This window comes from Gynuella sunshinyii YC6258, assembly GCF_000940805.1.
In the GTDB taxonomy this organism is placed as follows: Bacteria; Pseudomonadota; Gammaproteobacteria; order Pseudomonadales; family Natronospirillaceae; genus Gynuella; species Gynuella sunshinyii.
In genome coordinates, this window is record NZ_CP007142.1 from 6,218,986 (window position 1) to 6,244,392 (window position 25,407).

At 48.9% G+C, this 25,407-nt stretch carries 25 protein-coding genes; 20 read left to right on the forward strand and 5 right to left on the reverse strand.

Going from position 1 to position 25,407, the window contains the following annotated elements; genetic code table 11:
- Positions 1 to 2: 2 nt before the first annotated feature.
- Positions 3 to 527 (reverse strand): RNA pyrophosphohydrolase, encoded by a 525-nt coding sequence (locus YC6258_RS25670; protein ID WP_044619401.1) that lies wholly within the window; start codon positions 525 to 527, stop codon positions 3 to 5.
- 148 nt (positions 528 to 675) lie between these two features.
- Here YC6258_RS25670 and YC6258_RS25675 point away from each other — a divergent pair, with 148 nt between their 5' ends.
- The 3 genes from YC6258_RS25675 (at position 676) to YC6258_RS25685 (ending at position 3,482) form a co-directional block, all read left to right on the forward strand.
- Positions 676 to 1,332 (forward strand): histidinol-phosphatase, encoded by a 657-nt coding sequence (locus tag YC6258_RS25675; protein ID WP_044620430.1) that lies wholly within the window; start codon positions 676 to 678, stop codon positions 1,330 to 1,332.
- Between the two features lie 19 nt (positions 1,333 to 1,351).
- Positions 1,352 to 2,539 carry an imelysin family protein gene (locus YC6258_RS25680; RefSeq protein ID WP_044619402.1) on the forward strand — a complete coding sequence of 396 codons (1,188 nt, stop codon included), beginning with the start codon at positions 1,352 to 1,354 and terminating at the stop codon, positions 2,537 to 2,539.
- Between the two features lie 94 nt (positions 2,540 to 2,633).
- Positions 2,634 to 3,482, forward strand: coding sequence for an HDOD domain-containing protein (locus tag YC6258_RS25685; RefSeq protein WP_044619403.1), 849 nt, complete (start codon positions 2,634 to 2,636; stop codon positions 3,480 to 3,482).
- A gap of 7 nt (positions 3,483 to 3,489) precedes the next feature.
- Here the strand turns inward: YC6258_RS25685 and cysQ are convergent, their stop codons facing one another.
- On the reverse strand, positions 3,490 to 4,278 hold the full coding sequence (gene cysQ / locus YC6258_RS25690) for a 3'(2'),5'-bisphosphate nucleotidase CysQ (protein ID WP_044619404.1): 789 nt from the start codon (positions 4,276 to 4,278) through the stop codon (positions 3,490 to 3,492).
- Between the two features lie 170 nt (positions 4,279 to 4,448).
- On the opposite strand from cysQ, the gene yrfG reads away from it, so the two are divergent.
- The 6 genes from yrfG to YC6258_RS25720 all read left to right on the forward strand — a co-directional run bounded on the left by yrfG (position 4,449) and on the right by YC6258_RS25720 (position 10,692).
- Positions 4,449 to 5,120 carry a GMP/IMP nucleotidase gene (gene yrfG, locus YC6258_RS25695; protein WP_044619405.1) on the forward strand — a complete coding sequence of 224 codons (672 nt, stop codon included), beginning with the start codon at positions 4,449 to 4,451 and terminating at the stop codon, positions 5,118 to 5,120.
- Positions 5,121 to 5,129: 9 nt separating this feature from the next.
- Positions 5,130 to 5,528: a ribosome-associated heat shock protein Hsp15 gene (gene hslR / locus YC6258_RS25700; RefSeq protein ID WP_044619406.1), complete on the forward strand. Its 399-nt coding sequence runs from the start codon at positions 5,130 to 5,132 to the stop codon at positions 5,526 to 5,528.
- 5 nt (positions 5,529 to 5,533) lie between these two features.
- Entirely contained in the window at positions 5,534 to 6,400 is an 867-nt protein-coding gene (gene hslO, locus YC6258_RS25705) for an Hsp33 family molecular chaperone HslO (RefSeq protein ID WP_044619407.1), read from the forward strand.
- Between the two features lie 17 nt (positions 6,401 to 6,417).
- The gene (locus YC6258_RS25710) at positions 6,418 to 8,718 is read left to right on the forward strand and encodes a Tex family protein (RefSeq protein ID WP_044620431.1); all 2,301 of its coding nucleotides are present in this window, start codon (positions 6,418 to 6,420) and stop codon (positions 8,716 to 8,718) included.
- A gap of 44 nt (positions 8,719 to 8,762) precedes the next feature.
- The gene (gene gshA, locus YC6258_RS25715) at positions 8,763 to 10,343 is read left to right on the forward strand and encodes a glutamate--cysteine ligase (RefSeq protein ID WP_211264589.1); all 1,581 of its coding nucleotides are present in this window, start codon (positions 8,763 to 8,765) and stop codon (positions 10,341 to 10,343) included.
- A 148-nt stretch (positions 10,344 to 10,491) separates the two neighbouring features.
- Entirely contained in the window at positions 10,492 to 10,692 is a 201-nt protein-coding gene (locus tag YC6258_RS25720) for a ribosome modulation factor (protein ID WP_044619408.1), read from the forward strand.
- A 30-nt stretch (positions 10,693 to 10,722) separates the two neighbouring features.
- Here the strand turns inward: YC6258_RS25720 and YC6258_RS25725 are convergent, their stop codons facing one another.
- The gene (locus YC6258_RS25725) at positions 10,723 to 11,103 is read right to left on the reverse strand and encodes a flagellar basal body-associated FliL family protein (protein WP_052830585.1); all 381 of its coding nucleotides are present in this window, start codon (positions 11,101 to 11,103) and stop codon (positions 10,723 to 10,725) included.
- Between the two features lie 263 nt (positions 11,104 to 11,366).
- Here YC6258_RS25725 and YC6258_RS25730 point away from each other — a divergent pair, with 263 nt between their 5' ends.
- The 5 genes from YC6258_RS25730 (at position 11,367) to YC6258_RS27770 (ending at position 15,796) form a co-directional block, all read left to right on the forward strand.
- Positions 11,367 to 11,873 (forward strand): disulfide bond formation protein B, encoded by a 507-nt coding sequence (locus tag YC6258_RS25730; protein WP_044619409.1) that lies wholly within the window; start codon positions 11,367 to 11,369, stop codon positions 11,871 to 11,873.
- Positions 11,874 to 12,106: 233 nt separating this feature from the next.
- The gene (locus tag YC6258_RS25735) at positions 12,107 to 12,583 is read left to right on the forward strand and encodes an Rsd/AlgQ family anti-sigma factor (protein WP_044619410.1); all 477 of its coding nucleotides are present in this window, start codon (positions 12,107 to 12,109) and stop codon (positions 12,581 to 12,583) included.
- Positions 12,584 to 12,796: 213 nt separating this feature from the next.
- Complete coding sequence (locus tag YC6258_RS25740; protein ID WP_052830586.1) at positions 12,797 to 13,747, forward strand: WD40 repeat domain-containing protein; 951 nt, start codon at positions 12,797 to 12,799, stop codon at positions 13,745 to 13,747.
- 272 nt (positions 13,748 to 14,019) lie between these two features.
- Positions 14,020 to 14,724, forward strand: a complete 705-nt coding sequence (locus YC6258_RS25745; RefSeq protein ID WP_044620435.1) for a ParA family protein — start codon at positions 14,020 to 14,022, stop codon at positions 14,722 to 14,724.
- 193 nt (positions 14,725 to 14,917) lie between these two features.
- Positions 14,918 to 15,796 (forward strand): hypothetical protein, encoded by an 879-nt coding sequence (locus YC6258_RS27770; protein WP_052830587.1) that lies wholly within the window; start codon positions 14,918 to 14,920, stop codon positions 15,794 to 15,796.
- 27 nt (positions 15,797 to 15,823) lie between these two features.
- Here YC6258_RS27770 and YC6258_RS25755 read toward each other — a convergent pair whose 3' ends face one another.
- On the reverse strand, positions 15,824 to 16,291 hold the full coding sequence (locus YC6258_RS25755) for a DUF2390 domain-containing protein (RefSeq protein ID WP_169749030.1): 468 nt from the start codon (positions 16,289 to 16,291) through the stop codon (positions 15,824 to 15,826).
- Positions 16,292 to 16,534: 243 nt separating this feature from the next.
- On the opposite strand from YC6258_RS25755, the gene YC6258_RS25760 reads away from it, so the two are divergent.
- From YC6258_RS25760 to YC6258_RS25770, 3 genes are all read left to right on the forward strand, one after another.
- Entirely contained in the window at positions 16,535 to 18,442 is a 1,908-nt protein-coding gene (locus tag YC6258_RS25760) for an ATP-binding cassette domain-containing protein (RefSeq protein WP_044619412.1), read from the forward strand.
- Positions 18,443 to 18,607: 165 nt separating this feature from the next.
- Positions 18,608 to 20,239: an ATP-binding protein gene (locus tag YC6258_RS25765; RefSeq protein WP_245626991.1), complete on the forward strand. Its 1,632-nt coding sequence runs from the start codon at positions 18,608 to 18,610 to the stop codon at positions 20,237 to 20,239.
- A 4-nt stretch (positions 20,240 to 20,243) separates the two neighbouring features.
- A complete protein-coding gene (locus YC6258_RS25770) occupies positions 20,244 to 20,936 on the forward strand; it encodes a response regulator (RefSeq protein WP_044619413.1) in 693 nt (230 codons plus the stop codon).
- A 133-nt stretch (positions 20,937 to 21,069) separates the two neighbouring features.
- Here the strand turns inward: YC6258_RS25770 and YC6258_RS25775 are convergent, their stop codons facing one another.
- Positions 21,070 to 21,570: a gluconokinase gene (locus tag YC6258_RS25775; protein WP_044619414.1), complete on the reverse strand. Its 501-nt coding sequence runs from the start codon at positions 21,568 to 21,570 to the stop codon at positions 21,070 to 21,072.
- A 665-nt stretch (positions 21,571 to 22,235) separates the two neighbouring features.
- Here YC6258_RS25775 and YC6258_RS25780 point away from each other — a divergent pair.
- From YC6258_RS25780 to YC6258_RS25790, 3 genes are read left to right on the forward strand one after another with little or no spacing between them, the layout of a single operon-like run.
- Positions 22,236 to 23,219 carry a Bug family tripartite tricarboxylate transporter substrate binding protein gene (locus YC6258_RS25780; protein ID WP_044619415.1) on the forward strand — a complete coding sequence of 328 codons (984 nt, stop codon included), beginning with the start codon at positions 22,236 to 22,238 and terminating at the stop codon, positions 23,217 to 23,219.
- A complete protein-coding gene (locus tag YC6258_RS25785) occupies positions 23,216 to 23,662 on the forward strand; it encodes a tripartite tricarboxylate transporter TctB family protein (protein WP_044619416.1) in 447 nt (148 codons plus the stop codon). The genes YC6258_RS25780 and YC6258_RS25785 overlap by 4 nt, the downstream gene beginning before the upstream one ends.
- A 15-nt stretch (positions 23,663 to 23,677) precedes the next feature.
- Complete coding sequence (locus YC6258_RS25790; RefSeq protein ID WP_044619417.1) at positions 23,678 to 25,192, forward strand: tripartite tricarboxylate transporter permease; 1,515 nt, start codon at positions 23,678 to 23,680, stop codon at positions 25,190 to 25,192.
- Positions 25,193 to 25,407 lie beyond the last annotated feature (215 nt).

Here is a 25,407-nt window from a genome sequence, read left to right on the forward strand (position 1 = left end):
TATTATTGTCCAGCAATTCGTTTTAGCGTTTGACGTTCCCGAAGCATCTTGATTTCGCGGGCCAGCCGGGGAGACAGCTCTATCAACGCGCGTCGATACACATCCTTTTTAAAACTAACCACTTTCCCCAACGGATACCAATAGCTGACCCACTGCCAGCCATCGAACTCCGGAGCATCACAGCCATCAACGTTGATGCGATTCTCCGGGCAAGCCATTTTCAACAGAAACCATTTTTGTTTCTGGCCCACACAGATCGGCAGACTGTTCTGCCGGATCATGCGTTTGGGTAATCGATATCTCAGCCATCCCTGAGTGCAGGCAAGAATCTCTACATCGCGGTGCTCCAGCCCGACTTCCTCTTTTAGTTCACGAAACATGGCCTCCACCGGAGTTTCATGAGCACGGATACCTCCCTGAGGAAACTGCCAGGCGTCCTGGCCGATGCGTCTTGCCCATAATACCTGCCCCTTATTGTTGGCAAGGATGATCCCAACATTTGGTCTAAAACCATCAGCATCTATCATATTTGCGCCTCCAGCCCGAAACATCCGGGCTGACTTTGATCGTTACTTGCATTGTTCCACAATAACTGCCATCAAGCCAGCTTGGTGCTTGATGCCAATTGCGCCGGCTAATATGCTTGAAACTTTCACCAATACTGGAGCACAACGAGTGACCCTCGCCATTTTTGATTTGGATAATACCCTGTTGAACGGAGACAGCGATCACGCCTGGGGCGAGTTCCTGATCGCCAAACAACTGGTCAAAGCTGATCAGCATCAACAACAAAATGATTTTTTTTACGAGCAGTACCTGGCAGGGACCCTGGATATTTTTGCCTATCAGGAATTCGTTCTCAGCTTCCTGACCCAATATGATGAAACGGCCCTCGAACAACTGCATCAGGAGTTCATGACCACCAGTATTGAACCCATTATCCTGCCTCAGGGCCGGCGCTTGCTTGCTCAACACCGTGAGCAGGGTCACTTTATTATGATTATCACAGCAACTAATGACTTCATTACCGGGCCAATTGCCAATATGCTTGAGGTCGATCATCTGATTGCCACCCAGGCAGAAAAAATCAATGGCCGTTATACCGGCAGGATTTCCGGAACGCCAAGCTTTCAGCAGGGAAAGGTGATCAGACTGCAGCAATGGCTGGATGAAAACGGAGAATCTCTCGATGGAGCTTACTTTTACAGTGATTCCCATAACGATCTACCACTGCTGCAGCAGGTAAGCCATCCAGTCGCAGTCGATCCTGACCAAACCCTGGCGGCATATGCCCGGGAACATAACTGGCCAGTGATCAGTCTGCGAGATTAATCTACAAGGAAATCTTTGAGTGAACAGCAAAACAACTCTGACAATCATTGTCGGCCTGGTCATCCTGAACGGCTGTGACCGACCCGAACCAACCCAGGCGGAAATCGCCGCAACCGAGTCACCAGCCTTCCAGCCGATTGCGGAGGCAGACCCGACACCGTTGGTAAAATACTGGTATCACCGGGCGGAAAGTTGTCTGGATATAGCCTTATCCTCTGCCAGGGAACTGCAATCCAATGTCGAAACGTTTTTGCTCGAACCCACTCAGTCGAGACTCGACCTGGCCAGAACCAGCTGGCGGGCTGCCCACGGCAACTATATCTCCTGCACACTGTACAGTACTCAAGCCACCAGTCCGCAAAGACAGGCGTTTCTGGATAAAATCACATCCACCATCGATGCATGGCCCATTCAACCGGGGTTTATCGATTACCTGCCGGACTACCCACAAACAGGCCTGATTAATGACACAACCCTGCAGCTGACTCAGGAAAGACTGATACAGGAACATCAGTTCAGCTCACTGGAAGATGTTTCTCTGGGGTTTCATGCCCTGGAATTTATGCTCTGGGGTAATAACAACAACCGCCCGGCGGAAGACTTCGTCGCTATCGCCAGTCACAAGGCAGAAAATGGCATCGAGATTGAGCCACAGAACCGTCGTCGCAACTACACCACCTTATTAACCCATCATTTGACGGGGCAATTGAAGTTACTGACAGACGCCTGGAATATTGATAACGAAGGCGACGCCCTGAGCCTTAAAAACATGCCGGCTTCGGCACAGCTGAACTATTTGTTATCGGCGCTCTACAATACTCTCAAGCAACAAGTATTGGCGGGATATCTCACCCCGGCTGCGGAAAATGATATGGAAGCCGGTAATGAGGCACCATTCAGCAGCTCCACCCATGAAGCATTGGTTTCCATTCTGCTGGAACTGAATGCCATGGTGGTCATGGAACCTCAGGGCGAACATCAGAATCTGGCCCAGTTTATCGATATACGACATCCCGAGTCAGCCCTCAAACTCATTCAGGCACTTAGTGAATTAACGACCTCACTTGACCAACTGCCCGCAGATTATCTGCAAAATCTGGAGGCCAATACGGCAAAAATCGAAGCGGTTAAACAGAAGATCAATACTACGCTAACCATGATTCAGGAGATTGCCGGACAATATGATCAAACCCTGACTCTGTTGTAACGAATCCCGCGGAGCTTTTAACAAATTTACCCGACACTCAATCCGGAACCGGCTAAACTGTATCGGTGTGTAGATAGTCCACATTGAGAGCATTATGGAACTGACGCAAGAGCAGATTAATAGAATTCTTCAAGGGATTTCGATTCCCCCACAACCGCAGATCATGGTGGACCTCCAGATGGAGCAGTTGCAGCCAAATCCGGATATTCAACACATTGCCCAGTTGATCTCCCAGGATGTCGGTCTGGCCGGTACGATGCTAAAAATCGTCAACTCTCCGCTGCTGGGTCTGTCCAATTCCATTACCTCGATCCAGCAGGCCGTCATTTTGCTGGGTTACAACGCCGTCATAGGTCTTGTAAACGGCATTTCCATCAAAGGCGAACTGTCTGACGACGAAATTGCCAATCTCAATCGCTTCTGGGATTCTGCCATGGACATTGCGCTGGTATGTACCGCCGTGTCCAAACAGATCAACTTCCGCAATATCGATGACGCCTACTCCATCGGACTGTTTCACAACGCCGGCATTCCATTGATGGCCAAGCGCTTCAAGAATTATTTCGACATCATGGCGGAAAGCTATCGCACTCCAGGCAAACGCCTGATAGACATTGAAAACAAACACTTTCAAACCAACCACGCAGTCATTGGCTATTACGTTGCCCGCAGCTGGCATCTGCCCAAAATCGTCAGCGAAGCCATTGCCGATCACCATAACATCGACCATATTCTGCGCCAGGGCAACGCCGAAAAAACCGCACTGATCTGCATTCTGAAAATCGCCGAGCATATTTGTCGTGAATATAAGAACCTTGGTGATTCCAACACAAATTACGAATGGGAAACGTATGGAGAAGAAATCATGCTTTATACCGGACTCAGTCAGTACGATATTGAGAACATGACCTCTAACTTTGTTGACCTGGGTCTGATCGTCTGAAGGTCAGCTACAGCTCCAGTAAACTGCTCAGCCAACGAGGATCCCTCAAGGCATAAAAATGAGGGTTCAGCAGTTTGGGTTTGTTATATCTGAATCGGTGCCCGTCACTGTCTACCAGCAGACCACCGGCACCTTCCAGAATCGCCTGACCGGCAGCGGTATCCCACTCACATGTCGGTCCGATACGGGGATACAAATCCGCCTGACCTTCTGCCAGACGACAAAACTTTAACGCGCTGCCCTGCTGGATGCGTTGAATATTGAAGTCAGTCTGTTGCAACCAGTCGAACCACGGCCCGCGATGCTTTAGCCTTCGACTTCCCACCACCCGAAATTCGTTGTCATCAGTTCGAAAACCATTCAGCCGTTGACGCCCATGAAAACTGCCCAGCACCCGGCTACCCCAGTAATAATCACCCGTTACCGGTTGAAAAATGAAACCAAGCAAAGGCTCGTCCTGGTCCATCAGCGCAATGGCGATGCAAAATTCACCGTTACGGGCGATAAAGTCCTTGGTGCCATCCAGCGGATCAACCAACCAGTATTGTTGCCAGGATTTACGCTCTTCCCAATCAATGATCGACTCTTCTGACATAATGGGAACTTCCGGCGTCAACCGTGTCAGACCTTCCAGAATGATGTCATTGGCAACCAGATCCGCAGCCGTTACCGGGGACTCATCGCTTTTGGACTGAATATTATAATTCTCGGGACAGTCATAAATGGCCAGAATCGCATCGCTTGCCCGCTGGCAAATTTCGACAAGTTCAGGTACAAGCTCAGTTAAATTTTCCATAGTGGCGTTCTTACGTCAGGAACCATTGGGGAAGTCGACCATTCGGCAAGCACCGACAGCCATTTTAATAATAGCAGTTATGGTAAAAGAAAATGGAGTAAAACAGTCGGATTTTACCGCATGAAAATACGTATTTACGAGGTCATTGTATATTCTTCTGGAGAGCTTGAATGATCAGATGGGAACACGTGGACTGGGTATTTCTGGACATGGACGGAACCCTGCTGGATCTGCACTTTGACAATCACTTCTGGCTGCATCTGGTTCCCGAACAATTGGCCCGCCGTGACTTCAGCCACCTGCCTTTTGATCAGGCGATCGATGCCAGCAGAGCCGCTGTATATGAACGCTATCAGTCGGTTCAAGGCACCCTGGACTGGTACAGTACCGAGTATTGGGATCAAACACTGCAACTGCCGATCATGGAATTGTCCCAACAACAGCAACACCGGATTCGTTATCGTTTTGACAGCGAAGCATTCCTGCAATGGCTTAAACAGCAGAACAAGCAGGTAGTCATTCTGACCAATGCTCACCCCGACAATTTACATCTGAAACATCAGGTCACCGGACTGCTCGATTACGTCGATATGGCGATTAGTGCACATCAAGTGAAATATCCCAAAGAGAACCCTTTATTTTGGCCGGCATTGTCCCAACATTTGCCATTCGATCCAAACAGGACCCTGCTCATTGATGACAATGAATCTGTACTTTCCACCGCAGCTGCTGCCGGTATTGCCCAGGTATTATGCATTTCCCAGCCAGATACCACTCAGCAAAGCCGGATGATTCCGGATTTTCCAGCCATCACCTGTTTTCATGAAATCATTCAACCTTAACCATTAACTATGACAGATCAAAAACCAGTCCGACTGGACAAGTGGCTCTGGGCCGCGCGTTTCTATAAAACCCGCGCCATTGCCAAAGATGCGATTGAAGGCGGTAAGGTTCACTACAATGGAGCCCGTACCCGTCCCAGCAGAGCAGTAGAACTGGAAGCCACCATCAGATTACGAGTGGGTTGGGATGAAAAAACCATCATCGTCCGGGACCTGAGTGATCAACGGCGCGGCGCACCGGAAGCTCAGAAGTTATATGAGGAAACGGAAGAGTCGGTGCAAAAACGTCAGGTTGCAGCACAGGCGAGAAAAGATATGAATCAAAGTATACTCGCGCCGGAAAAACGTCCCAGCAAAAAACAACGCCGGGATATTCTTAAAATCAAACACGATTATTCAGACGACTAACCGCCATGAGCAATCCAGATCAAAGCCAACGTTTTTTATTTGATAACAGCCCGGTCAGAGGAGAACTGGTTGGCCTCCACAAGGCCTATCAGGAAGTATTGTCGAAGCACAATTATCCAGAACCGGCCCAACAATTACTCGGACAGTTCATGGCCGCCGCTGCATTGCTGTCTTCACGCCTCAAACTGGATGGCAGCCTGATTTTACAGGTCTCCGGGAATGGCCAGGTTAGAGTACTGATGGCCGAATGCAATGCCGCCGGCGAATTACGCGCCATTGCTCAATACAATGATGACTTCAATGATCAGGGTAAAATTCTGGGCAGTGGCCAGTTGACCATCACATTTGATCCCGTCAAAGGTAATCGTTATCAGGGCATCGTCAGCCTGAATGATGGCGAAAACCTGGCCGACGTATTACAACAGTACTTCACCCAGTCAGAGCAACTCGACACCCGCATATGGCTCGCATGTGATGGCCAGAATGCCAGCGGCCTGCTGTTGCAGCGATTACCGGGCAACCAGCATCATGATCGCGATGAAGACGACGACATCTGGAATCGGGTCACTCATTTGGCAGGGACCATTAAAACAGATGAACTGTTAAATCTTAACAACGACGTCATACTCCACCGCCTGTTTCACGAAGAACAGGTCCGTCTGTTTGAGTCAGAGGATTTGTGCTTCAAATGTGGCTGCTCACGCGAGCGCTCCGCCAGAGCGTTGCTCCACCTTGGGCTGGATGAAGCCCGCGAGCTTATAGAAACACTTGGACACATCGATACTGATTGCCAGTTCTGTCACCAGCGCTACAGTTTCAATGCCGACCAGGTGGAGGCTATTTTTCAGGAACAACGAAATTCACTTAATTAATGGAACCATCAGAAAACATGCAAAAGATTTTTTCTCAAATTGCGACTGAACTGAATGTTGGATTAAATCAGGTTACCGCAGCAGTATCTTTGCTGGACGATGGCGCGACAGTGCCTTTTATTTCCCGTTACCGGAAAGAGGTCACTGGTGGTCTTGATGACGGCCAGCTGCGGACCCTGGAAGATCGTCTACGTTACCTGCGCGAACTGGAAGAACGCCGTAGTGCAATTCTGAAAAGTATCGATGAGCAGGGCAAACTGACTCCCGAACTGAATCGCGATATTCAGTCCGCTACCACCAAAACCGAACTGGAAGATCTTTATCTCCCTTACAAACCCAAACGCCGCACCAAAGCCCAGATTGCCATTGAGGCCGGTCTGTTACCGTTAGCTGATTTACTGTTGGAGGATCCAAGCCGTACGCCGGAACAGGAAGCCGAAGCCTTCCTCAACAGTGAACACAACATCAATGATGTGAAAGCAGCGCTCGAAGGTGCCCGCTTTATTTTAATGGAGCGCTTCGCCGAGGATGCTCATCTACTGGCCAAGCTGCGTGATTTCCTCAACCGTGAAGGTTTGTTAACTTCTGCCATTGTTCCAGGCAAAGAGTCAGAGGGGGAAAAATTCCGTGATTACTTCGAATACAGCGAAAAAATAAACAAAGTTCCAAGTCACCGCGCCCTGGCAGTATTTCGAGGCCGTAATGAAGGCATCCTGCAGATCAACCTGACTCTGGACGGTGATGAACCGGGTCAACCTTCTGCCTGCGAAGGTATCGTTGCCGATCATTTCAATATTCTCAATCAAGGGCGTCCGGGTGATAAATTTCTGGCGGAAGTGGTGCGCTGGACCTGGAAAGTTAAATTGTTGACCCACATGGAAACAGAACTGTTCGGGCAACTACGTGAACAGGCAGAAAATGAAGCCATCAACGTTTTCGCCAAAAACCTCAAAGATCTGCTGTTGGCCGCACCGGCCGGTCCAAAAGCAACTATCGGTCTGGATCCGGGTTTGCGAACCGGAGTCAAGGTTGCGGTAATTGATGCAACCGGCAAGGTACTGGACCACGGCGCAATCTTTCCGACTCCGCCACAGAACAAAATCAAAGAATCAGAAAAAATTCTGGCCGCCCTGTGTCAGAAATACAACGTTGAACTGATCGCCATCGGCAACGGTACCGCCAGTCGCGAAACCGATCGTTTCGTGGCCGGCATGTTCAAACAGTATCCGGAACTGAAAGTTCAGAAAGTGGTCGTCAATGAATCCGGTGCATCTGTTTATTCCGCATCAGAATTTGCAGCAAAAGAATTCCCGGATCTGGATGTCACCATTCGTGGTGCGATCTCCATCGCCCGCCGACTGCAGGATCCTCTCGCCGAACTGGTGAAAATCGACCCCAAAAGTATCGGCGTTGGGCAGTATCAACACGACGTTTCTCAGGTAGCTTTATCAAGACAGCTCGATGCCGTAGTGGAAGACTGCGTTAACGCGGTCGGTGTGGATCTGAACACAGCCTCAGCACCACTGCTCAGCAGGGTGTCGGGATTGACCGCCAGCATGGCCTCCAATATCGTCGAATACCGGCAGAACAATGGTGGTTTCAAAGACCGCAAAGAACTGCTGAAGGTGACCCGTCTTGGACCCAAGGCATTTGAACAGGCTGCTGGTTTCTTAAGAATCATGAATGGTGACAACCCGTTGGATCAATCAGGCGTGCACCCTGAATCCTACGACGTGGTAAACGCGATTGTTGCCAGGCTACAAAAACCGGTCACCGCCATTATCGGTGATCACAAAACACTGCGCGCATTGAACGCCGCAGAGTTCACGTCAGAACAGTTTGGTTTGCCAACCGTCAAAGACATTCTCAGCGAACTTGAAAAACCCGGCCGTGATCCGCGCCCGGAATTCAAAACAGCGGTATTTCAGGAAGGTGTTGAAGAAATCAAAGATCTACGCCCTGGCATGATTCTCGAAGGAACAGTTACTAACGTTACCAACTTTGGTGCATTCGTGGATGTGGGCGTCCATCAGGACGGTCTGGTCCACATATCAGCAATGAGCCATCAGTTCATTGATGACCCAGCCAAAGTGGTCAAAGCAGGCGATATCGTCAAAGTCAAAATTATGGAAGTGGACGTCGCCCGTAAACGTATTGGGATGAGTATGCGTCTGGATGATCAACCCGGCGAAGAGAAAAGCGAAAACAAACCCGGTAATCGCAGTTCCGGTAAGGTTCGACAGCCGCAACCGGCTCCATCGAACACTATGGCCGCCTTATTTGCCAAGGCCCAGAACAAACAGAAAAAGCGGCTCTGACCCGGTCGTCACTTCGACCTGCTGCAAGCACGAGGAAAACCGAATTGAATACGATACTGGAAAACCGCCTGAAGTGGTTAAGCTCACTTACTCCGGAAGCCATCCGTTTCATCCGTGGCATTGAAAAAGAAGGGCTGCGGGTGACCCCGGACAGTCGACTGGCGCAAACCAACCATCCGGCGGGACTTGGCTCGGCATTAACGCATCCCAGTATCACCACTGACTATTCGGAAGCCTTACTGGAGTTTATTACTCCAACGTTCAGCAGCACCGAAGAAAATCTGGATTATCTGGCAAACCTGCATCGTTACGCCTACCTCAAAATGCCGGCTGATGAACTCATTTGGCCAGGCAGTATGCCAGCAATCATCGACCATGAGGAAGATGTGCGAATTGCCGAATACGGTTCATCGAATATAGGCCGCCTGAAACACGTTTACCGACATGGCCTGTGGCACCGCTACGGACGTATCATGCAGGCAATTGCCGGCCTGCATTTCAACTTCTCCATGACGGATGAATTCTGGCAGCACTTCCAGCAGCATCAACAGAACAATCAGCCGATAGAGGACTTCAAGTCGGAGCGTTATTTCTCCCTGATTCGTCACTTCCGTCGCAACTCCTGGTTGTTAATGATCCTGTTCGGGGCCTCTCCGGCCATTGACGAATCGTTCCTGAAATCCCCAAGCAAGAGGCTGTCGCACCTTCACCGCAGAACACTGGTATCCCCAACCGCGACCTCTCTACGTATGAGCGACATCGGTTATACCAACAGTGCGCAGGCAAACCTTCATGTCTGTTTCAATGGTTTGCCCAGCTACATTCAAACCCTACGTTCGGCGATTCATACCGAGTATCCGGCTTATGCCAGCATGGGCATTAAAAAGGGCGATGACTATCTGCAAATGAATACTAATATCCTGCAGATCGAAAATGAGTACTACAGCGACATCCGCCCCAAAAGAACTGTTCAATCCGGTGAAAAGCCCGTCTGCGCATTACAACGACGCGGTGTGGAATATATCGAAGTACGGTGCATGGATCTCGACCCCTTCAACCCAGTTGGTATCAGCACACAAAGCATTTCCTTTTTGGAGTTGTTTTTGACCTGGTGCATGTTGAGTGACAGTGGATTCATTAGCGATGAGGAGTGCGAACTGTTGAAACAGAATCTGGCAGGCATTGTTATGAACGGCAGTCAGCTGGATCAGGACTACCCCACCATGACCGGCAGCTTCAAGCTTCGGCGGCAGGCCACAGCAATACTCGATGAGCTACAACAGTTAGCCGAAGTGATGGACCAGATCAATGGCGACTCAAAATACCGCACAGTCATCGCTGAGGCACAAGAAAAAATCGATCATCCCGAACTGCTGCCATCTTCAAAAATCCGCACACTGCTGGAAGATGGACAGGAGTATCACGAACTCATGTACAACCTTGCACGGCAACATCGCGAAACCCTGATGCAGACACCGTTATCAGAACAACAAATACAGTCAATGGAAGCCATCACCGCAGAGTCGTTAAAACGCCAGCAGGAAATCGAGTCAGGCGATGATATTTCTTTCGAACAATTTATTGCTGAGTATCAGGATCAGGATGCGCGTTTCTGTCACGACTGATAGCGCCTATGACTAAAATATGAGAACTATATTTGCGTATTTTGTGAACAACTAGGTGGAGCCACTTGATTACGCTTCGATACAATTGGATACACGAGGTGAGAACTCACTAAAAAATCCAGTTCAACTGATGCCGGGAGCGCGGCTTATGGATAATAAAACCGAATGGAATCTTGAATCTCTGAATAAAGCATACCAGCAAGGCTACATGCGTGGCCTCGCTGGTTACAGTGACGGTAAGGACAATCCATATATTGATGAAATCCTTGCTGCGGCCTGGGATTCCGGTCTTGATGATGGTAACGAACAGCTCAGCAAAATATCTGAGGAACATCCCAAAAGAGCTTGAGCTATTCGTGATCAGGATTACATAAGGTGGTTATTGAACCACAAAACTGGTAAACAGCACCTTGTCGATCATGGGCTTTCCAGTTTCCTGAACCATAACTTCCTGTAAGCTGACCAACGCCTCTTCTTTTATTTTTTCCTTACCTTCTATGGTCGAAAAATTATCTGCCTTCTGGCTGCTTAACAGCATAATCAATTTATGCCGCAAATAATCAGCATGATAGGTAATTTCTGAACTGGCCATATCATCATCAGTCGTCTGCAGGGTAATCTCCACCTTGAGATAGTGCAGCCGTTTACCATCGTTGTAGTTCACAATAAAAGCTGGTTGCAAGTCCACGAACGTGGATGCACTGGTCAGGCCCGAGATCAGCAGCAACAAAATCAGAGAAAATTGTCTACAAATACCCATTCCAAATCACGATTTTCTGTAAATAACAGTAACTATCTTAGCTGGTTTTTCCGTTTTCGCGTAACATAACCGGCCGATTGTTGAAGATCTGTCTTCACGCATAGAGCCCTCTGGACGAATGATTAATCGTATTGTCCACCCCTGAACGGAATCAATATTGACGTGCTGATCCACGATAGGAATGGGCAGGCATTCGTTGCAGATTCCAACAAACAGTGAAACATTACCCTCAAATTGTTAACTGATAAGAACCTAGGAACCATATGCTCTGGAATATTCGTACTCTCAATTTATTGGCCTTTCTCGTCACCGTCGTTGCAATGGCAACCGCCTTGTTCTATTTCCAGGGATACCTGGGTCTGACGGCATGCCCGCTGTGCATTTTCCAACGGGTCGGCATGATAGGAGCCGGTGCAATATTCCTGATTGCCGGACTGCACAAACCCGCCAATACAGGAACCAGAATTTATGCACTGCTTGGCCTCATCCCTACAGGTTTTGGTGCGTTCATCGCTGCAAGACACGTCTGGATTCAGGGACTGCCACCTGACCAGGTACCCGCCTGCGGTCCAGACCTTGCCTACATGATGCAAAATTTTCCATTGCAACAAGTGATTAACACAGTATTGAAAGGAAGTGGGGAGTGTGCTGACATCCAGTGGAGTCTGCTGGGTCTGACGATTCCGGGATGGACTCTCACAGTATTTATCATTCTGATGATGTTCCAGTTACTGCAACTGATCAAAGGTGACTTTACCCGGAAAGGTTAATCCCTTTTCGAAGCTTTCGGTAATGCTTGCTTTGCCGTTTGGTGTAAACTTACCTATATTACAAGCAGGTGACATAGACAGGTTGTTGGAAACTGACGGGCCGCAAATATAACAACAGCGCCCGACAACCGAAGGTTTGATCAACAACCTGAAGATGCTTACTTTATTTAACGACACACTGACAGAATAAGTGCACGGACAGTGTGTGAGCAGACTCGTAGGATAATGCCATTATGTTGCAACAAATCACTAATGCAAAAGAACGCTGGGGTGGCGTTAACGATGTCATCGACAGATGGCTGAACGAACGCCAGGAACTGTTGGTCAGGTTTTGTTCCATTGAAGGTCTGGAGGAGTTCCAATCCACACCGACATCGGTGACTTCAAAGATCCAGTCTTTCTGCGATATTCTCATTGACTATGTTTCTGCCGGGCACTTCGAAGTGTACGAAAAACTATTGAAACAGGCTGACCAGTACAACGATGATGGTAGAACCCTGTATGATCGTGTGTACCCGGAGTTGCAAAAAAACACCCAGGAAAACCTGGACTTTGCCGATAAATATGCGACAGAGGAACTGTGTCGCCAAAACCGAGCATCGTTAAGTTCTGATCTGTCAAAGCTGGGTGAAGCCCTGGAAAACCGTTTTCAACTGGAAGACCAGTTAATAGAGCAGTTACACGAAGTTCATCGTGAAAAAACAGCCTGAGTCATGATTCAAACGGAGTAGTTAAGTGCTACTCCCTCCTGCGTTTTTACCTTTCCCTTTTCATCCGAATATCCATATGTCTTGATTGCTTTGCAGCCCTATACCATTGGCACAACAGTATTCTCCATCATTTCAATGAGCATTAGGACACTGAGGCAGCTACAATATTTCAATGAACACCAACATCATCGTCATCCTAACTTAAAGAGCAGCATGTTCAGGCCCGCATACCTTTTGATCTGTCTTGCACTGACAGCGTGCCAGATACCCGACAAACCCGCCCGTCAATGGCAAATGGCCTTACAGGGTAGTTACGATGCCAGCATTTCCGCAGATGGCAGCTACCTGCTGATAGCCTCCATTTTTCATGGTGCCAGTCTGTGGGACACCCGCCAGTATGCTCGTCTGTATAACTGGAACCACAAGCAGGGTAACTTCACTGAAGTGCTGACAACAGCCATTTCACCGGATCAACAGTTTGCATTGACCATTGAAGAACGCGATATGGTTATCTGGAGTACCAAATCAGGTAAAGCACAGGGATACTGGAGCGCTCCAGACGATGTACTGGATGCAGAAATCACCAATGGTGGCAAATTTGTCTTTCTGGGCATGGCAAACTTCAGAGCCAGTCTGTTTGATGCTGTTCACGGCGGAACGATTCGTGAGTTTCGGCATGATGGCCCGATCAGGAGCGTTTCTCTGAGTGCAGATGGCCTGACTGCACTCACCGGTTCTGAAGACCATACCGCCAGAGTCTGGGACATCAATACAGGACAACAGCGTGCATTATGGCCACACAACAATACGGTAAGACTGGTGAAACTGGCTCCGGGTGGCGAGTTCGCCTTCACCGCTTCAAATCGTGAAAAAGCCAATGTCTGGGATGTACATACCGGCAAACTGATTCAACAACTGAGTACCGGTAATCAAACACTAAACGCTGCCAGGTTTGTCTCAGAAGATAAGGAAATCATAACCGGCAACAATAATCGTCTGGTACAGCTCTGGGACATCAAATCAGGCAAGCAAATCAAATCCTGGAAACTCCCTCAAACCGGTAAAAAGCAATATAGCAGCTCATTCATTTACGACCTTGCACCTGCCGGAGAAAATTTTCTGGCTACCTCTTCAGACGGCTACCTGTTTCTGTTATTGAGATAATAGCAACAGGAAAATCATTACCCCCGTAACAATTTTCACACTGGTGATTTTAAAAAACCACGGATGAGTTGCCGCAAAGCCACGCAACCTCTCCGTCAGATGTAAACGCTTACTCGGGATTATTTTTGACTATGCTGAGATAAATTATGCAAAACTGTATCTGTTCTGCTAGTACTGATAGCATAGGTATAAAGTTTTCGACGCAAACTTACTCAAATGTGGTGACTCCGTTGTCAGAGCAGCATTCCAGTAAAGAATCTCATATTAACGATATGCGATCTCAGCCCCGGGTTATTTCCAAATCCCAGCCGGTACGAATTCTGATTGCCAACGCCAAAGGCGGCTGTGGCAAAACAACTATCGCCACCAACATCGCCAGCCGTTACGCTTCCAGCAATCTGAATACCTGCCTGCTTGATTTCGATCCACAGGGCTCCTGTATGCAGTGGCTCCGGGTGCGGCAGTCCGATCAACCTGAAATCCATGGTGTGGCGGCTTATCAAAAAACTCCAGGACAAGTAACCCGCACCTGGCAACTCCGAAGCCTTCCCATCAATACCAATAGAATTATTATTGATACACCTAGTGGCATAAATGGCCCTCTATTAAACGATCTGATCAGAGAGGCAGATCTCATCCTGGTACCTGTCACCCCCTCTCCTATCGATATCAGAGCAACAACACAATTCATCAAAGATGTGTTATTGAGCCCGGCATTCAGAAGCAAGCCCAAACATATCGGCGCCGTAGCAAACAGAGTGAAGCGCAATACACTGGTATATGCAAAACTGAAGTTGTTTTTAAACAGCTTGAAAATCCCCTTTATTGCGACCCTGCGTGATACTCAGTTTTATATCCGTGCATCTGAATATGGTGTGGGAATCCATGATTTGAAAAACCGGCAAAAATCAGATGAAAGAGAATGGTCACCGTTAATGCAATGGCTAGAGGATCACATTCCGGATCAAAGTGGATGACTTTAATCATATTGGCCTGAATATTTAGGTTTTTTTCAGTACAAACCCAAAAAAACCATTGACACTTTAATTGTGACTGGCTATTCATTGCACATCCTGTTTAGCGGTCAATTCTGATTCACTTTAATCAATAAATCAGCCTAAAACAGACTCTATAATGAAAGTAGCAGTTTAACTAATGAGGTAACTCCTAATGCCAGCAGCTAAGAAAAAAGCGCCAGCCAAGAAAAAAGTAGCAGCGCCTAAAAAAGCCGTAAAAAAAACCCCCGTAAAGAAAACAGCCACTGCCAAAAAAGTTGCTGCTAAAAAAGCTGTTGTCGCAAAGCCTAAAAGCGCAGCTGTTTCCCCTGTTGAGAAGCTAGAAGCAGAAATCTCCAAATTGCAAGCTCAACTGGAGAAAGCAAAAGCAAGCCTGGTTGCCGACGCAGAAAAAGCGTTCGAGAAAGCGAAAAAGGCTGCCGACGCTGCCACTAAAAAAGCAGTAACAGCTACCCAGAAAGCGGCTAAAGCCAAGTCCACTGCTGCCAAAGCCAAAGCCGTTGAACAAAAACAGGCAGCCTCTGCTGCAGCCTCTGCCGCCAAAGCAGCTCTGGCTGCTGCGAAAGAAGAGTTAAGCGCGCTTGCAGATCAGGCAAAAGAAGAGAATGCTCTGAAGAAAGTGGTTGATGCCGCAGTCAAAGAGTTCAACAAGAAAAAAGCAGTCGTTGAAAAAGCCAAAGCCAAAAAAAGCAAAGTGAAGGCAAAAGCGAAAACCAAGGCAAAACCAAAAGCCGCTAAAGCCACCAAAGACAGCGCAGAAGCACCTGTAGCAAAAACCGCAGCTCCCAAAAAAGCCAAAGCAGCGACTAAAAAGGCCGCCGCCAAGAAACCCGCAGAGAAAAAAGCAGCTACTAAAAAAGTACCGGCTAAAAAAGCTGCCGTAAAAAAAGCACCTGCCAAGAAAGAAGCGGTTAAACCAGCAGCAGAACCAGTCTCCACTCCCATGCCTCAGGAACCTGCTTCAGAAGTAGTGACTACCGTACCGGAAGTTGGTGAAAATCGCAGTCTGTTCAATCCAGAAGAAGACGCATAAGGTTTTCATTCCGTCAAAGAGGGCTGTTCAGCCCTCTTTTTCTTTGATGCTATATCCCTGCTGAATCAACCATTCCAGCTCTAGCGCTGACAACACATCATTGCATCCCAGCCTGTTCAACAGCAGCGACAACGATGCGTCTTCCTCTCTGTCTGGACTGATCGATACAACACGCCAAAGTTCATCGAAATACGCCCGTTCCAGTTGTAGCTCCAGTTGCAGCAGCCGACGATAAAATCCTTTGAATGCAGACATCTCCCGCACACCGGTACGAATCTGTCGCCAGGGTTTGATGACCGTCTGGTAAAGCTGCCGACATTCTTCAGTCAGAGGACTCACAGCCTGTTCATGTGTGTACAGCCACACAGCCAATAACATACGCACCACATCAAGATCCCGTTGATGCTGCCATTGCAGCAGGCGCTCGGACACACCATCCTGCTGATACATTGCACAAATATCTTTCCAGGCCTGCTCCTGATTATTCCCGGACATAGATGCCTGCTCCCACTGAAAATTCATTAGCACGAAACTTTTCTCAACAGCCAGAATGGTCGACTCATGTTTGCATACCTCACTGGTCGTTTAGGATATTTCCCAGCGCTGGACGCGCTTAGAATTGGTTCTCAACAATATCCCCCTGTCACGCAAAAGAGCAATTCACAAGCAGAAATACCTGCCCGCTGAATAACCTGCTAAAATCCGCGACCAAAACTCATCATATACGCTAATCAATTCATGATTCATATAAAAGACCTCAGCATGTATCAGGGTGCCACCCGACTGCTGGATCACACTTCTGTACAACTTCACGATGGCTGGAAAATTGCCCTGATTGGTGCCAATGGCTGCGGTAAGTCCAGTTTCTTCTCTCTGTTGCTGAATGGTCTGACCGCCGACAGCGGCGAATGTTCCATTCCAAGTGTCTGGCGTGTGGCGCATATGGCTCAGGAAATTTCGGACAGTCACCGATCTGCACTCGACTACGTGCTGGATGGACACACCGAATATCGACGCCTGGAAGCTGTTATCCATGATGATACTCAGAACCCGCAAACGCTCTCCAAGGCACTTGCCGCGTTCGATGACATCCGTGGCTACGAATGTCCCAGTCAGGCTGAAAGATTACTCTCCGGTCTTGGCTTTCAGCCCCACCAGTTCAGTAATCCAGTCAATTCATTTTCCGGTGGTTGGCGTATCCGTTTGAATCTGGCACGGGCACTGATGGTGCCATCGGATCTACTGCTGCTTGACGAACCGACCAACCACCTGGATATGGAAGCCTGTATATGGCTGGAGAAATGGCTGAATGCTTATCAAGGTACATTGTTATTCGTATCCCACGATAAGGAATTTATTAACAACGTGGCCGATCACATTGTCAGTTTCGAAGCCCAGACCTTACAGCTGTATAACGGCAATTATGATACTTATGAAATCACCAAGGCGCAGCGTCTGGTGCAGCAGCAGTCAGCATATGAGAAGCAACAGCAGCGAATTCAGGAGATCCAGTCCTTTGTAACCCGCTTCAAAGCCAAAGCCAGCAAAGCCCGTCAGGCCCAGAGCCGGGTAAAAGAACTGGAGCGTATGGAATTGATTGCACCGGCACACATTGACAGCCCGTTCAACTTTCATTTCCGCGAAGCAGACAAAACCTCTGACCCACTTATTCGGATTGATAATCTGAACATTGGTTATCAGGACACCCCCATTCTGGAAAACATAAACCTGATGATCAGTCCGGGTGACCGGATAGGCCTGCTTGGTGTGAACGGTGCAGGGAAATCCACACTGATCAAGTTTCTGGCTCACGAGCTCAGAAAAATCAGTGGTGATGAATATCGAGGACAGAATCTTGCCGTTGGCTATTTCGCCCAGCATCAACTGGAAGCCTTGCGTGCAGATGATTCGCCTCTCAGTCATTTTCGTCGTCTCGCGCCCGATACTCATCAGCAGGAGCTGAAAAATTATCTGGGCGGATTTGGTTTTCAGGGAGACAAAGTCGATGCACCTATCAGCAACTTCTCCGGTGGAGAAAAGGCCCGACTGAGTCTGGCCACCGTTTCCTGGTATCGACCCAACCTGCTGTTACTCGACGAACCCACCAACCACCTCGATCTGGAAATGCGACATGCACTGACCATGGCACTGCAGTCATTCCAAGGCGCTGTCGTCCTGATTTCCCACGACCGTTATCTGTTGCGTAATACGGTGGATCAGTTCTGGGTGGTCGCCAATGGTTGTGTCACCAGCTTCGACAATGAATTGGAAGATTATTATCGCAACCACTCCGGCAATCCCAAAAATGAGGTCGTCGCTGAAATCAGAACAGAAAACAAATCCGCAGCAGACGCACAAGCCCGCAAACGCAGAGAAGCAGCGATTCGTCAGCAGTTAAGCCCGATAAAAAAACAGATTGAGAAAACCGAACAACAACTGAATCAGTATCAGCAACAGAACTCTGAACTGGAACAACAGCTGTCTGACAGTAAGCTGTACCGTGATGATCAAAAGGCCACTCTGATTGAATTACTGGACCAAAAAAAGTTTCTCGATAACGAAATCGAAACTCTGGAACAAACCTGGCTGAGCCTTCACGATGAACTGGAAACCCTGCAGCAGGATCTCACCAAAGATCCGACCTGAAGCCACGCAATCAAATCAACCGGGCTGGATGTTCATCCGGCCCGATCCACATCAGCATCCTCTTTGCACTTCATACTTAAGCATATATATTGACCCGACTATCTTGCCCACACAGGCAAAACAATCGACGGTGCCCGGTATTTCTCAGCAGGAGATCATTCACTGATGTTAATGGTTGTCAGTCAACGCTTTAAACAACTTAAATTACAAAGTCAGATGATTATCATGCTCGGTGCCACAGCATTTCTGCAAACGGGACTGATCGGCGGTTTTACCGTTTTATATCTGAGCTCCGCACTTGAAGAACAAATGGGACAGCGCGCCTTGTACATTGCCAAGACCGTCGCCGCCATGCCGGAAATTATTCGTGCAGTGGAACAGCAGGATTCTCAAACCCTGGTACCTGTTGCACAGCGGGTGGCAGACGAAACCCAGGCCTGGTTTGTCGTCATCGGCGACAAAAACGGAATCCGCCTTGCCCATCCAACACCGGACCGGGTAGGCAAGTCCATGCTGGATGACGATCAGGATGATAATGCCCAGGCGCTCAATTATGGTCACGACATGATCGTTCGCGCCGATGGCAGCCTCGGTGCCACCATGCGCGGCAAAACGCCGATCTACGATAGCAGCGGTGAAAATATCATTGGCATCGTCTCAGTTGGTCTGCTGCTGAATACTGTTTTCGATACCGTTGCAGCCTACCGTAACACTATTTTAGCCGTCATCACTCTGAGTCTGCTGCTCAGCGTGACGATTGCCATTATGTTCGCACGACATTTTAAACAGGCGATTCTGGGACTGGAGCCGGTGGAAATCGCCCACCTTTATAAAGAGCGGGATGCCACCCTGGAATCCATTCGCGAAGGCATTATCGCAATTGATATCAACGGCAAAATTACCACTTTTAATCGAGCTGCCATGAGCACCCTGCAGCTGGACCCTGATAGCCGATTATTAGGCCAACCAATCAGTGATGTGTTGCCGGGTAGCTACATGCTGGAAGTATTGAAAACCGGCATTCCTCAATATGACCAGGAAGTTCGGACGGGTCCGCTGACACTCGTCGTCAACCGTCTGCCATTGCTGTCTGCTGAAGGCAAGGTATTCGGTGTGGTCTCTAGCTTCCGGCGCAAGGACGAACTTGATTTTGTCAGCGCCCAGCTGACCCGGATACAGCAATATGCCGAGACCCTCCGCAGTCAGGCACATGAGTATTCCAACAAATTGCATACCATTGCCGGACTGATAGAAATCGGCGCCATTGAAGATGCCCTGAAACTCATTGGTCAGGAAACCCACGATCACCAGCAACTTATTCAGATGTTACTGGAAAACGTGCCTGACCCTGTGATCGCCGGCTGTATTCTGGGAAAATATAATCGGGCCAGAGAACTGGGTCTGATTATGGAAATCGATGAAAACAGTCGCATGGTCGATGTACCTGCCGCGATTCCCAGGGAAAAAATCGTCAGCATTCTTGGTAACATTATCGATAATGCTCTCGAAGCCACTCTGCGCACATACGGCAATGGAGGTAAAATTGCCTTGTCGATGACCGACCTTGGTCATGATCTGGTGTTTGAAGTTGAAGATCAGGGACCAGGACTGTCTGACGACCAAAAACAGGCTATCTTTGAAAAGGGAACATCCAGCAAGATGGAAATCGGCCACGGTTATGGCCTTCATCTGGTCAGGCAGTTTGTGGTGCAGCTACATGGTACGATCAGTATCGAAAATGCAGAAATAGGTGGCAGTCGGTTTTGCATATATATTCCAAAGCATATCCAGGTGTAAATGCATGAGTTTGATTCGAACACTGGTCGTGGAAGACGACCCACAGATTGCAGAAATACAGCGACGCTTTGTGAACAAGGTTGAAGGCTTCGACCTGATTGGTATCGCTCATAGCCTGGAAGATGCCAAAGACCTGATCGATGTGATGAAACCGGATCTGTTGATGCTGGATATTTACTTTCCTTCGGGTTCCGGACTCGACTTACTCAAGCAATTACGCAAGGACAGTCTGGCCACGGATGTTATTCTGATCACTGCCGCGAAAGACATCGACACCCTGAAATCAGCTCTGCATGGCGGAGTTTTCGACTACATATTGAAACCGCTGGTATTTGAGCGCCTGAAAGAGGCGTTGCAACGATATGCCCGGCACCACCAACAGATACACCAGATCGGTTCAATTGATCAGAACGAACTGGATAATCTGCTCAATCGCGGATTAAGTGGTCATGATCAACCAACCCGTTTACCCGATTCCCTGCCTAAAGGCATTGATTCCCTGACATTGGAAAAAGTGCGCGATGTCTTCAACAATCAACAGGACCTCAACGCAGAAGACGTAGGTCAGTTAATCGGAGCCAGTCGTACCACTGCACGCCGCTACCTGGAGCACCTGGTCAGTAGCGATGAACTGATCGCCGACATTAACTACGGGGCTGTCGGCCGACCGGAAAGACGATACCGCAGCAAGCGGTAATCTCAACCACCTCGACCATTCCTCCCCCACATGCCGGCACAATGAATACACTAATCTTCATGCACGACAGTGCGGTTTAACACGACACATGGACCTGGAATGACCTCTGAAAGCCAAAGCAGAACGGGTAAATTTAACAGGACTGCAGATCGAGTGCCGCCAGACACTCGGCAAGCACTTGCTCAAATGACTGGTTGATATTAATCACCAGAGCCTCTTCCTCTGTGGGCGGTTCAAGGACCTCAAACTGACTTTGCAGCATTGCTTCACCTTTGAAATAGTGAGACTGCCGCAGCTTGAGACGTGCCAGAATGGTCTCAAATTCGCCCTGAAGATAAATAAACACCACCTCAGGATTATCCCGCTTCAGACGTTGGCGATAAGCGGCCTTCAAGGCCGAACATGCCAGCACTATCCCTTGCCGACGCTGCAGCAAATCGGCCAGTTCAGCCAACCATTCAACCCGGTCCTGATCCGTCAGAGGAATGCCCTGGGACATTTTTTCAACATTGGCTTTGCTGTGGAAATCATCAGCATCATGAAAAGGCACTCGCAAAACCTCAGCCAGAGCCTGACCTACTTTTGTTTTTCCCGAGCCAGAAACCCCCATGACTACGATTTTGCTGTTAGTCATTAACCGTCCTCCGTTTCCGTGTTACGTAAGATCACTATCAGGTGCAACCGCCACCAGTACCCGGGCGATATCCCGACACCGCACTCGAAGTGTCATTTTTGCGCCCGCTCTGTGGATAATATTGTGCACGGCCACTGAAATCACCTTTCAAGCGAATAATACTGCCGCAGTGTCTGCCCGACTTCCATCCACCAAGACGAAACGTTATATCAGGTACCGTATACCAAGGTTCCTCATACTCCGTGGTTTCAGCGTCATCGGCGGTAATCGTTGGTGTTGGTCGCGCTCTGACCAAAACCCGGATTCACGCATTCGCTAACGGCAAGTCAACCACTCTCAGCACTCGGTGGCACATGCAATGAAGCAACCGGAACGGATGGCGGATTTACTCATGCCGTGATTCAGAACGTCGATTGTTGATCACATCATCAGCCTGGGTCTGATCGCAATCCCTGAGCAGCCAGCCTTTCTGGAGACACGAATAATTCACAACAGACCGATGGCGCCGTGAACTTTATGAACTAAACTTTTTTAATGTTTTTAAAAACCAATACGTGCTCAATGTTCACTCTACCTGAACGCAATCTTAACCTTCGTCGGTTCCGGTGGATGTGAGCGGCACATTAACCGGCCACACAACAATAAAAAAACCTGGAGTATGAACGATGTTAAAAAATACCCTGAAACTATTAACAACTACTGCCCTGGCACTTACAGCCACAATGACTCTGGCATTCGAGCCCTCTGGTAAAATTGAATGTATCGCTCCTGCAGATCCAGGCGGCGGTTGGGATTTCACTTGCCGTAGTGTGGCGACAGTGATGGAAGAGCTGGGCATGATTAAAGGCGCCATGCAAACCACTAACATGGCAGGTGCCGGTGGTGGCGTTGCCTTTGCCCACGTTGTCAGTAAGCGTAAAGATGATAGCAACCTGATCGTTGCCGCCTCTACAGCCACCACCACTCGTCTGGCTCAGCGTCAGTTTCCTGGCATGAATGCCGGCATGGTCAAATGGGTTGGCGCCCTGGGTGCAGACTATGGTGTCATCGGGGTTGGTAAAGACTCCAAATTTCAGAACCTCAATCAGCTGATGGACGCGCTTAAAGCCGATCCTCGTTCAGCAAAATTTGCCGGCGGCAGCGCCAACGGTGGCTGGGATCACCTGAAAGTTCTGATTGCAGCACAAGCAGCCGGAGTGAAAAACCTGCCCAAGATCGCCTATCTGTCGTACAACAATGGTGGCGAAGCCATGACTCAGGTAATTGGAGGTCATGTCGACGCTTTCACCGGTGATATCTCCGAAGCCATTGGCTTTATTGAATCCGGCGACATGCGGATACTGGCGGTACTGTCAGAAGAAAGACTGCCTGGCAAGTTTTCCAACATCCCCACCGCCAAAGAGCAAGGCATTGATGCCCTGGGTCCAAACTGGCGCGGTTTTTATATGCCGGCCGGCGCATCCCAGGAAGCTCAACAGTTCTGGGTCGACTCCATCGACAAACTCTATGCCAGCCAGGAATGGAAAGACGTCATGGTCAAAAACGGCCTGATCCCGTTCCACCCATCCAAAGATGAGTTCGAAAGTTTTGTTCTTAAACAAGTCAACAGCATCGAACAACTGTCAAAAGATATTGGTTTGCTTAGATGAGTTTTATTAATGACCGGGTATTTGGGTTATTAATGTTTATCCTGGCCGTCGCGTACGGCTGGGGTGCACTGCAGTTTCCTGAACCCTTCGGCGGCGCTGAAGCCGTCGGACCGAAAACCTTCCCACTGATCCTTAGCGTTATCCTTGCCCTCACCAGCGCTTACCTGGTGATCAAGCCCGATCAGGATCTCAGTTGGCCACTCAATCGCAGTGGTATCGACATCCTGATAGCGATCGCCATTCTGATCATTTATACCATGCTGCTGGAACCGCTGGGGTTCATCCTGGCCACCACAATGATGGTCACCAGTCTCAGCAGGTTACTGAAAGCACCGGTCAAGAACGCTTTTTTTACCGGTTTGATCGGTTCCGTGGTGATATTTGTTTTGTTTAATTACGGCCTTGAACTGACCCTGCCGCATGGCCTGTTGGAATTAAGGTAAGGAGTCACGCAGTCAATGGACACTTTGAATTACTTGATTGACGGGTTCGGGGTGGCACTCACTCCCATGAACCTGAGTCTGGCGTTGATGGGTGCCTTTATGGGAACTCTGATTGGCGCATTGCCCGGCCTCGGGCCGGCCAACGGTGTTGCGATCCTGATTCCCCTGGCATTTTCTCTGGGCATGCCGGCAGACAGTGCGTTAATTCTGCTGACATCGGTATATGCCGGGGCCATGTATGGAGGTCGGATTTCTTCCATTCTGCTGAATATTCCAGGTGATGAGCCGGCCATGATGACCTGTCTTGATGGTTATCCCATGGCCACCAAAGGTAGAGCTTCGGATGCGTTGGCGATCTCGGCCATCGCCTCGTTCATGGGTGGCCTGATCGGTACCATCGGTCTGATCCTGCTGGCACCGATACTGGCAAAGTTTGCACTGACATTTGGTCCGGCAGAATATTTCGCGCTGTTTGTGCTGGCCTTCGCCACCCTTGGCGGCATTACCGGCAAAAATCCGATCAAAACCATACTGGCAGCCACATTGGGCATCATGATCTCTACGGTAGGTATCGACATTTCCACTGGCACCCAGCGTTACACCTTCGGGGTACTGGAACTGTATGAGGGCATTGACTTCATCCTGGCGATTGTCGGTTTGTTTGCCATATCGGAACTGCTGATCTTTCTGGAAGAGCATGCGACTTCCGGCCGCAAAATGATTAAAGTCGGCAAACTGAGTCTGACTCTGAAAGAGTTGCTCTGGATTCTGCCCACGACTCTTCGCGGCAGCATACTCGGATTTATTTCCGGCGTATTACCCGGTGCCGGGGCCTCATTGGGCAGCTTTATCAGTTACACATTGGAAAAACAGGTGACCGGCAAAAAAGGTGATTTCGGTAATGGCGACAGCCGTGGTGTTGCGGCGCCGGAAGCGGGTAATAACGCTGCCTCTTCCGGAGCTCTGGTACCCATGCTGACATTGGGCGTTCCCGGCAGTGGGACCACCGCAGTGTTACTGGCCATGCTGATTTCCATGAACATTACCCCTGGCCCGCTCATGTTTACTCAGAACGCGGATGTGGTCTGGGGGGTTATCGCTGCGCTGCTGATTGGCAACTTCATCCTGCTGCTGTTGAATATTCCTCTGGTCGGGGTATTCGTGCGGCTGTTGTCAGTACCACAGATGTATTTGATGCCCAGCGTGATGATGGTGGCCTTTGTCGGTATTTATTCCATCAGCCACAGTACTTTTGACCTTTATTTCATGATCGTGTTTGGCATCGCCGGCTATATTTTCCGTAAGATCGAGATTCCTCTGGTACCGATTATTCTCGGTATGTTGCTGGGTCCGGAGATGGAAAAAAATCTCGGCCATGCCATGATTCTGTCCGATGGTCAGTGGTCAATCCTCTGGCAAAGCGGGTTATGTAAAATTCTCTGGGCCATCGCCATGCTGGGTCTGCTACTGCCTTATCTGGTTGGACCGATTTTTCGTAAACGAATCAGAGCAGCCGTGGCTGAGAATTAATATTTTTTCCAGGGCGATCATATGATCGCTCTTTTTTTATAACAATAAAAATCATGCTAACCATTTCAGCCAGCCATTGATAACTTATCAACTGCGCAAATCATTCCCGCAAAAACGCTTCATTCTATAGTAGGACTTGTGAATTTTTATATTAAGGTCCAGTCTTACCTGCAACAAAAATAAAAACCATGCTTACCATTTCGGTAACATCCGGT

Bases quoted from the DNA above. Each gene is read 5' to 3' on its own strand.
- YC6258_RS25670 (WP_044619401.1), bottom strand. From the start codon at position 527: ATGATAGATGCTGATGGTTTTAGACCAAATGTTGGGATCATCCTTGCC.
- YC6258_RS25685 (WP_044619403.1), top strand. From the start codon at position 2,634: ATGGAACTGACGCAAGAGCAGATTAATAGAATTCTTCAAGGGATTTCG.
- YC6258_RS25760 (WP_044619412.1), top strand. From the start codon at position 16,535: ATGATTCATATAAAAGACCTCAGCATGTATCAGGGTGCCACCCGACTG.
- cysQ (WP_044619404.1), bottom strand. From the start codon at position 4,278: ATGGAAAATTTAACTGAGCTTGTACCTGAACTTGTCGAAATTTGCCAG.
- YC6258_RS25790 (WP_044619417.1), top strand. From the start codon at position 23,678: ATGGACACTTTGAATTACTTGATTGACGGGTTCGGGGTGGCACTCACT.
- yrfG (WP_044619405.1), top strand. From the start codon at position 4,449: ATGATCAGATGGGAACACGTGGACTGGGTATTTCTGGACATGGACGGA.
- YC6258_RS25780 (WP_044619415.1), top strand. From the start codon at position 22,236: ATGTTAAAAAATACCCTGAAACTATTAACAACTACTGCCCTGGCACTT.
- YC6258_RS25775 (WP_044619414.1), bottom strand. From the start codon at position 21,570: ATGACTAACAGCAAAATCGTAGTCATGGGGGTTTCTGGCTCGGGAAAA.
- YC6258_RS25730 (WP_044619409.1), top strand. From the start codon at position 11,367: ATGCTCTGGAATATTCGTACTCTCAATTTATTGGCCTTTCTCGTCACC.
- YC6258_RS25745 (WP_044620435.1), top strand. From the start codon at position 14,020: ATGCGATCTCAGCCCCGGGTTATTTCCAAATCCCAGCCGGTACGAATT.
- YC6258_RS25755 (WP_169749030.1), bottom strand. From the start codon at position 16,291: ATGTCCGGGAATAATCAGGAGCAGGCCTGGAAAGATATTTGTGCAATG.
- YC6258_RS25720 (WP_044619408.1), top strand. From the start codon at position 10,492: ATGGATAATAAAACCGAATGGAATCTTGAATCTCTGAATAAAGCATAC.
- YC6258_RS25740 (WP_052830586.1), top strand. From the start codon at position 12,797: ATGTTCAGGCCCGCATACCTTTTGATCTGTCTTGCACTGACAGCGTGC.
- YC6258_RS27770 (WP_052830587.1), top strand. From the start codon at position 14,918: ATGCCAGCAGCTAAGAAAAAAGCGCCAGCCAAGAAAAAAGTAGCAGCG.
- YC6258_RS25770 (WP_044619413.1), top strand. From the start codon at position 20,244: ATGAGTTTGATTCGAACACTGGTCGTGGAAGACGACCCACAGATTGCA.
- YC6258_RS25735 (WP_044619410.1), top strand. From the start codon at position 12,107: ATGTTGCAACAAATCACTAATGCAAAAGAACGCTGGGGTGGCGTTAAC.
- YC6258_RS25785 (WP_044619416.1), top strand. From the start codon at position 23,216: ATGAGTTTTATTAATGACCGGGTATTTGGGTTATTAATGTTTATCCTG.
- YC6258_RS25725 (WP_052830585.1), bottom strand. From the start codon at position 11,103: ATGGGTATTTGTAGACAATTTTCTCTGATTTTGTTGCTGCTGATCTCG.
- YC6258_RS25765 (WP_245626991.1), top strand. From the start codon at position 18,608: ATGTTAATGGTTGTCAGTCAACGCTTTAAACAACTTAAATTACAAAGT.
- YC6258_RS25710 (WP_044620431.1), top strand. From the start codon at position 6,418: ATGCAAAAGATTTTTTCTCAAATTGCGACTGAACTGAATGTTGGATTA.
- hslR (WP_044619406.1), top strand. From the start codon at position 5,130: ATGACAGATCAAAAACCAGTCCGACTGGACAAGTGGCTCTGGGCCGCG.
- hslO (WP_044619407.1), top strand. From the start codon at position 5,534: ATGAGCAATCCAGATCAAAGCCAACGTTTTTTATTTGATAACAGCCCG.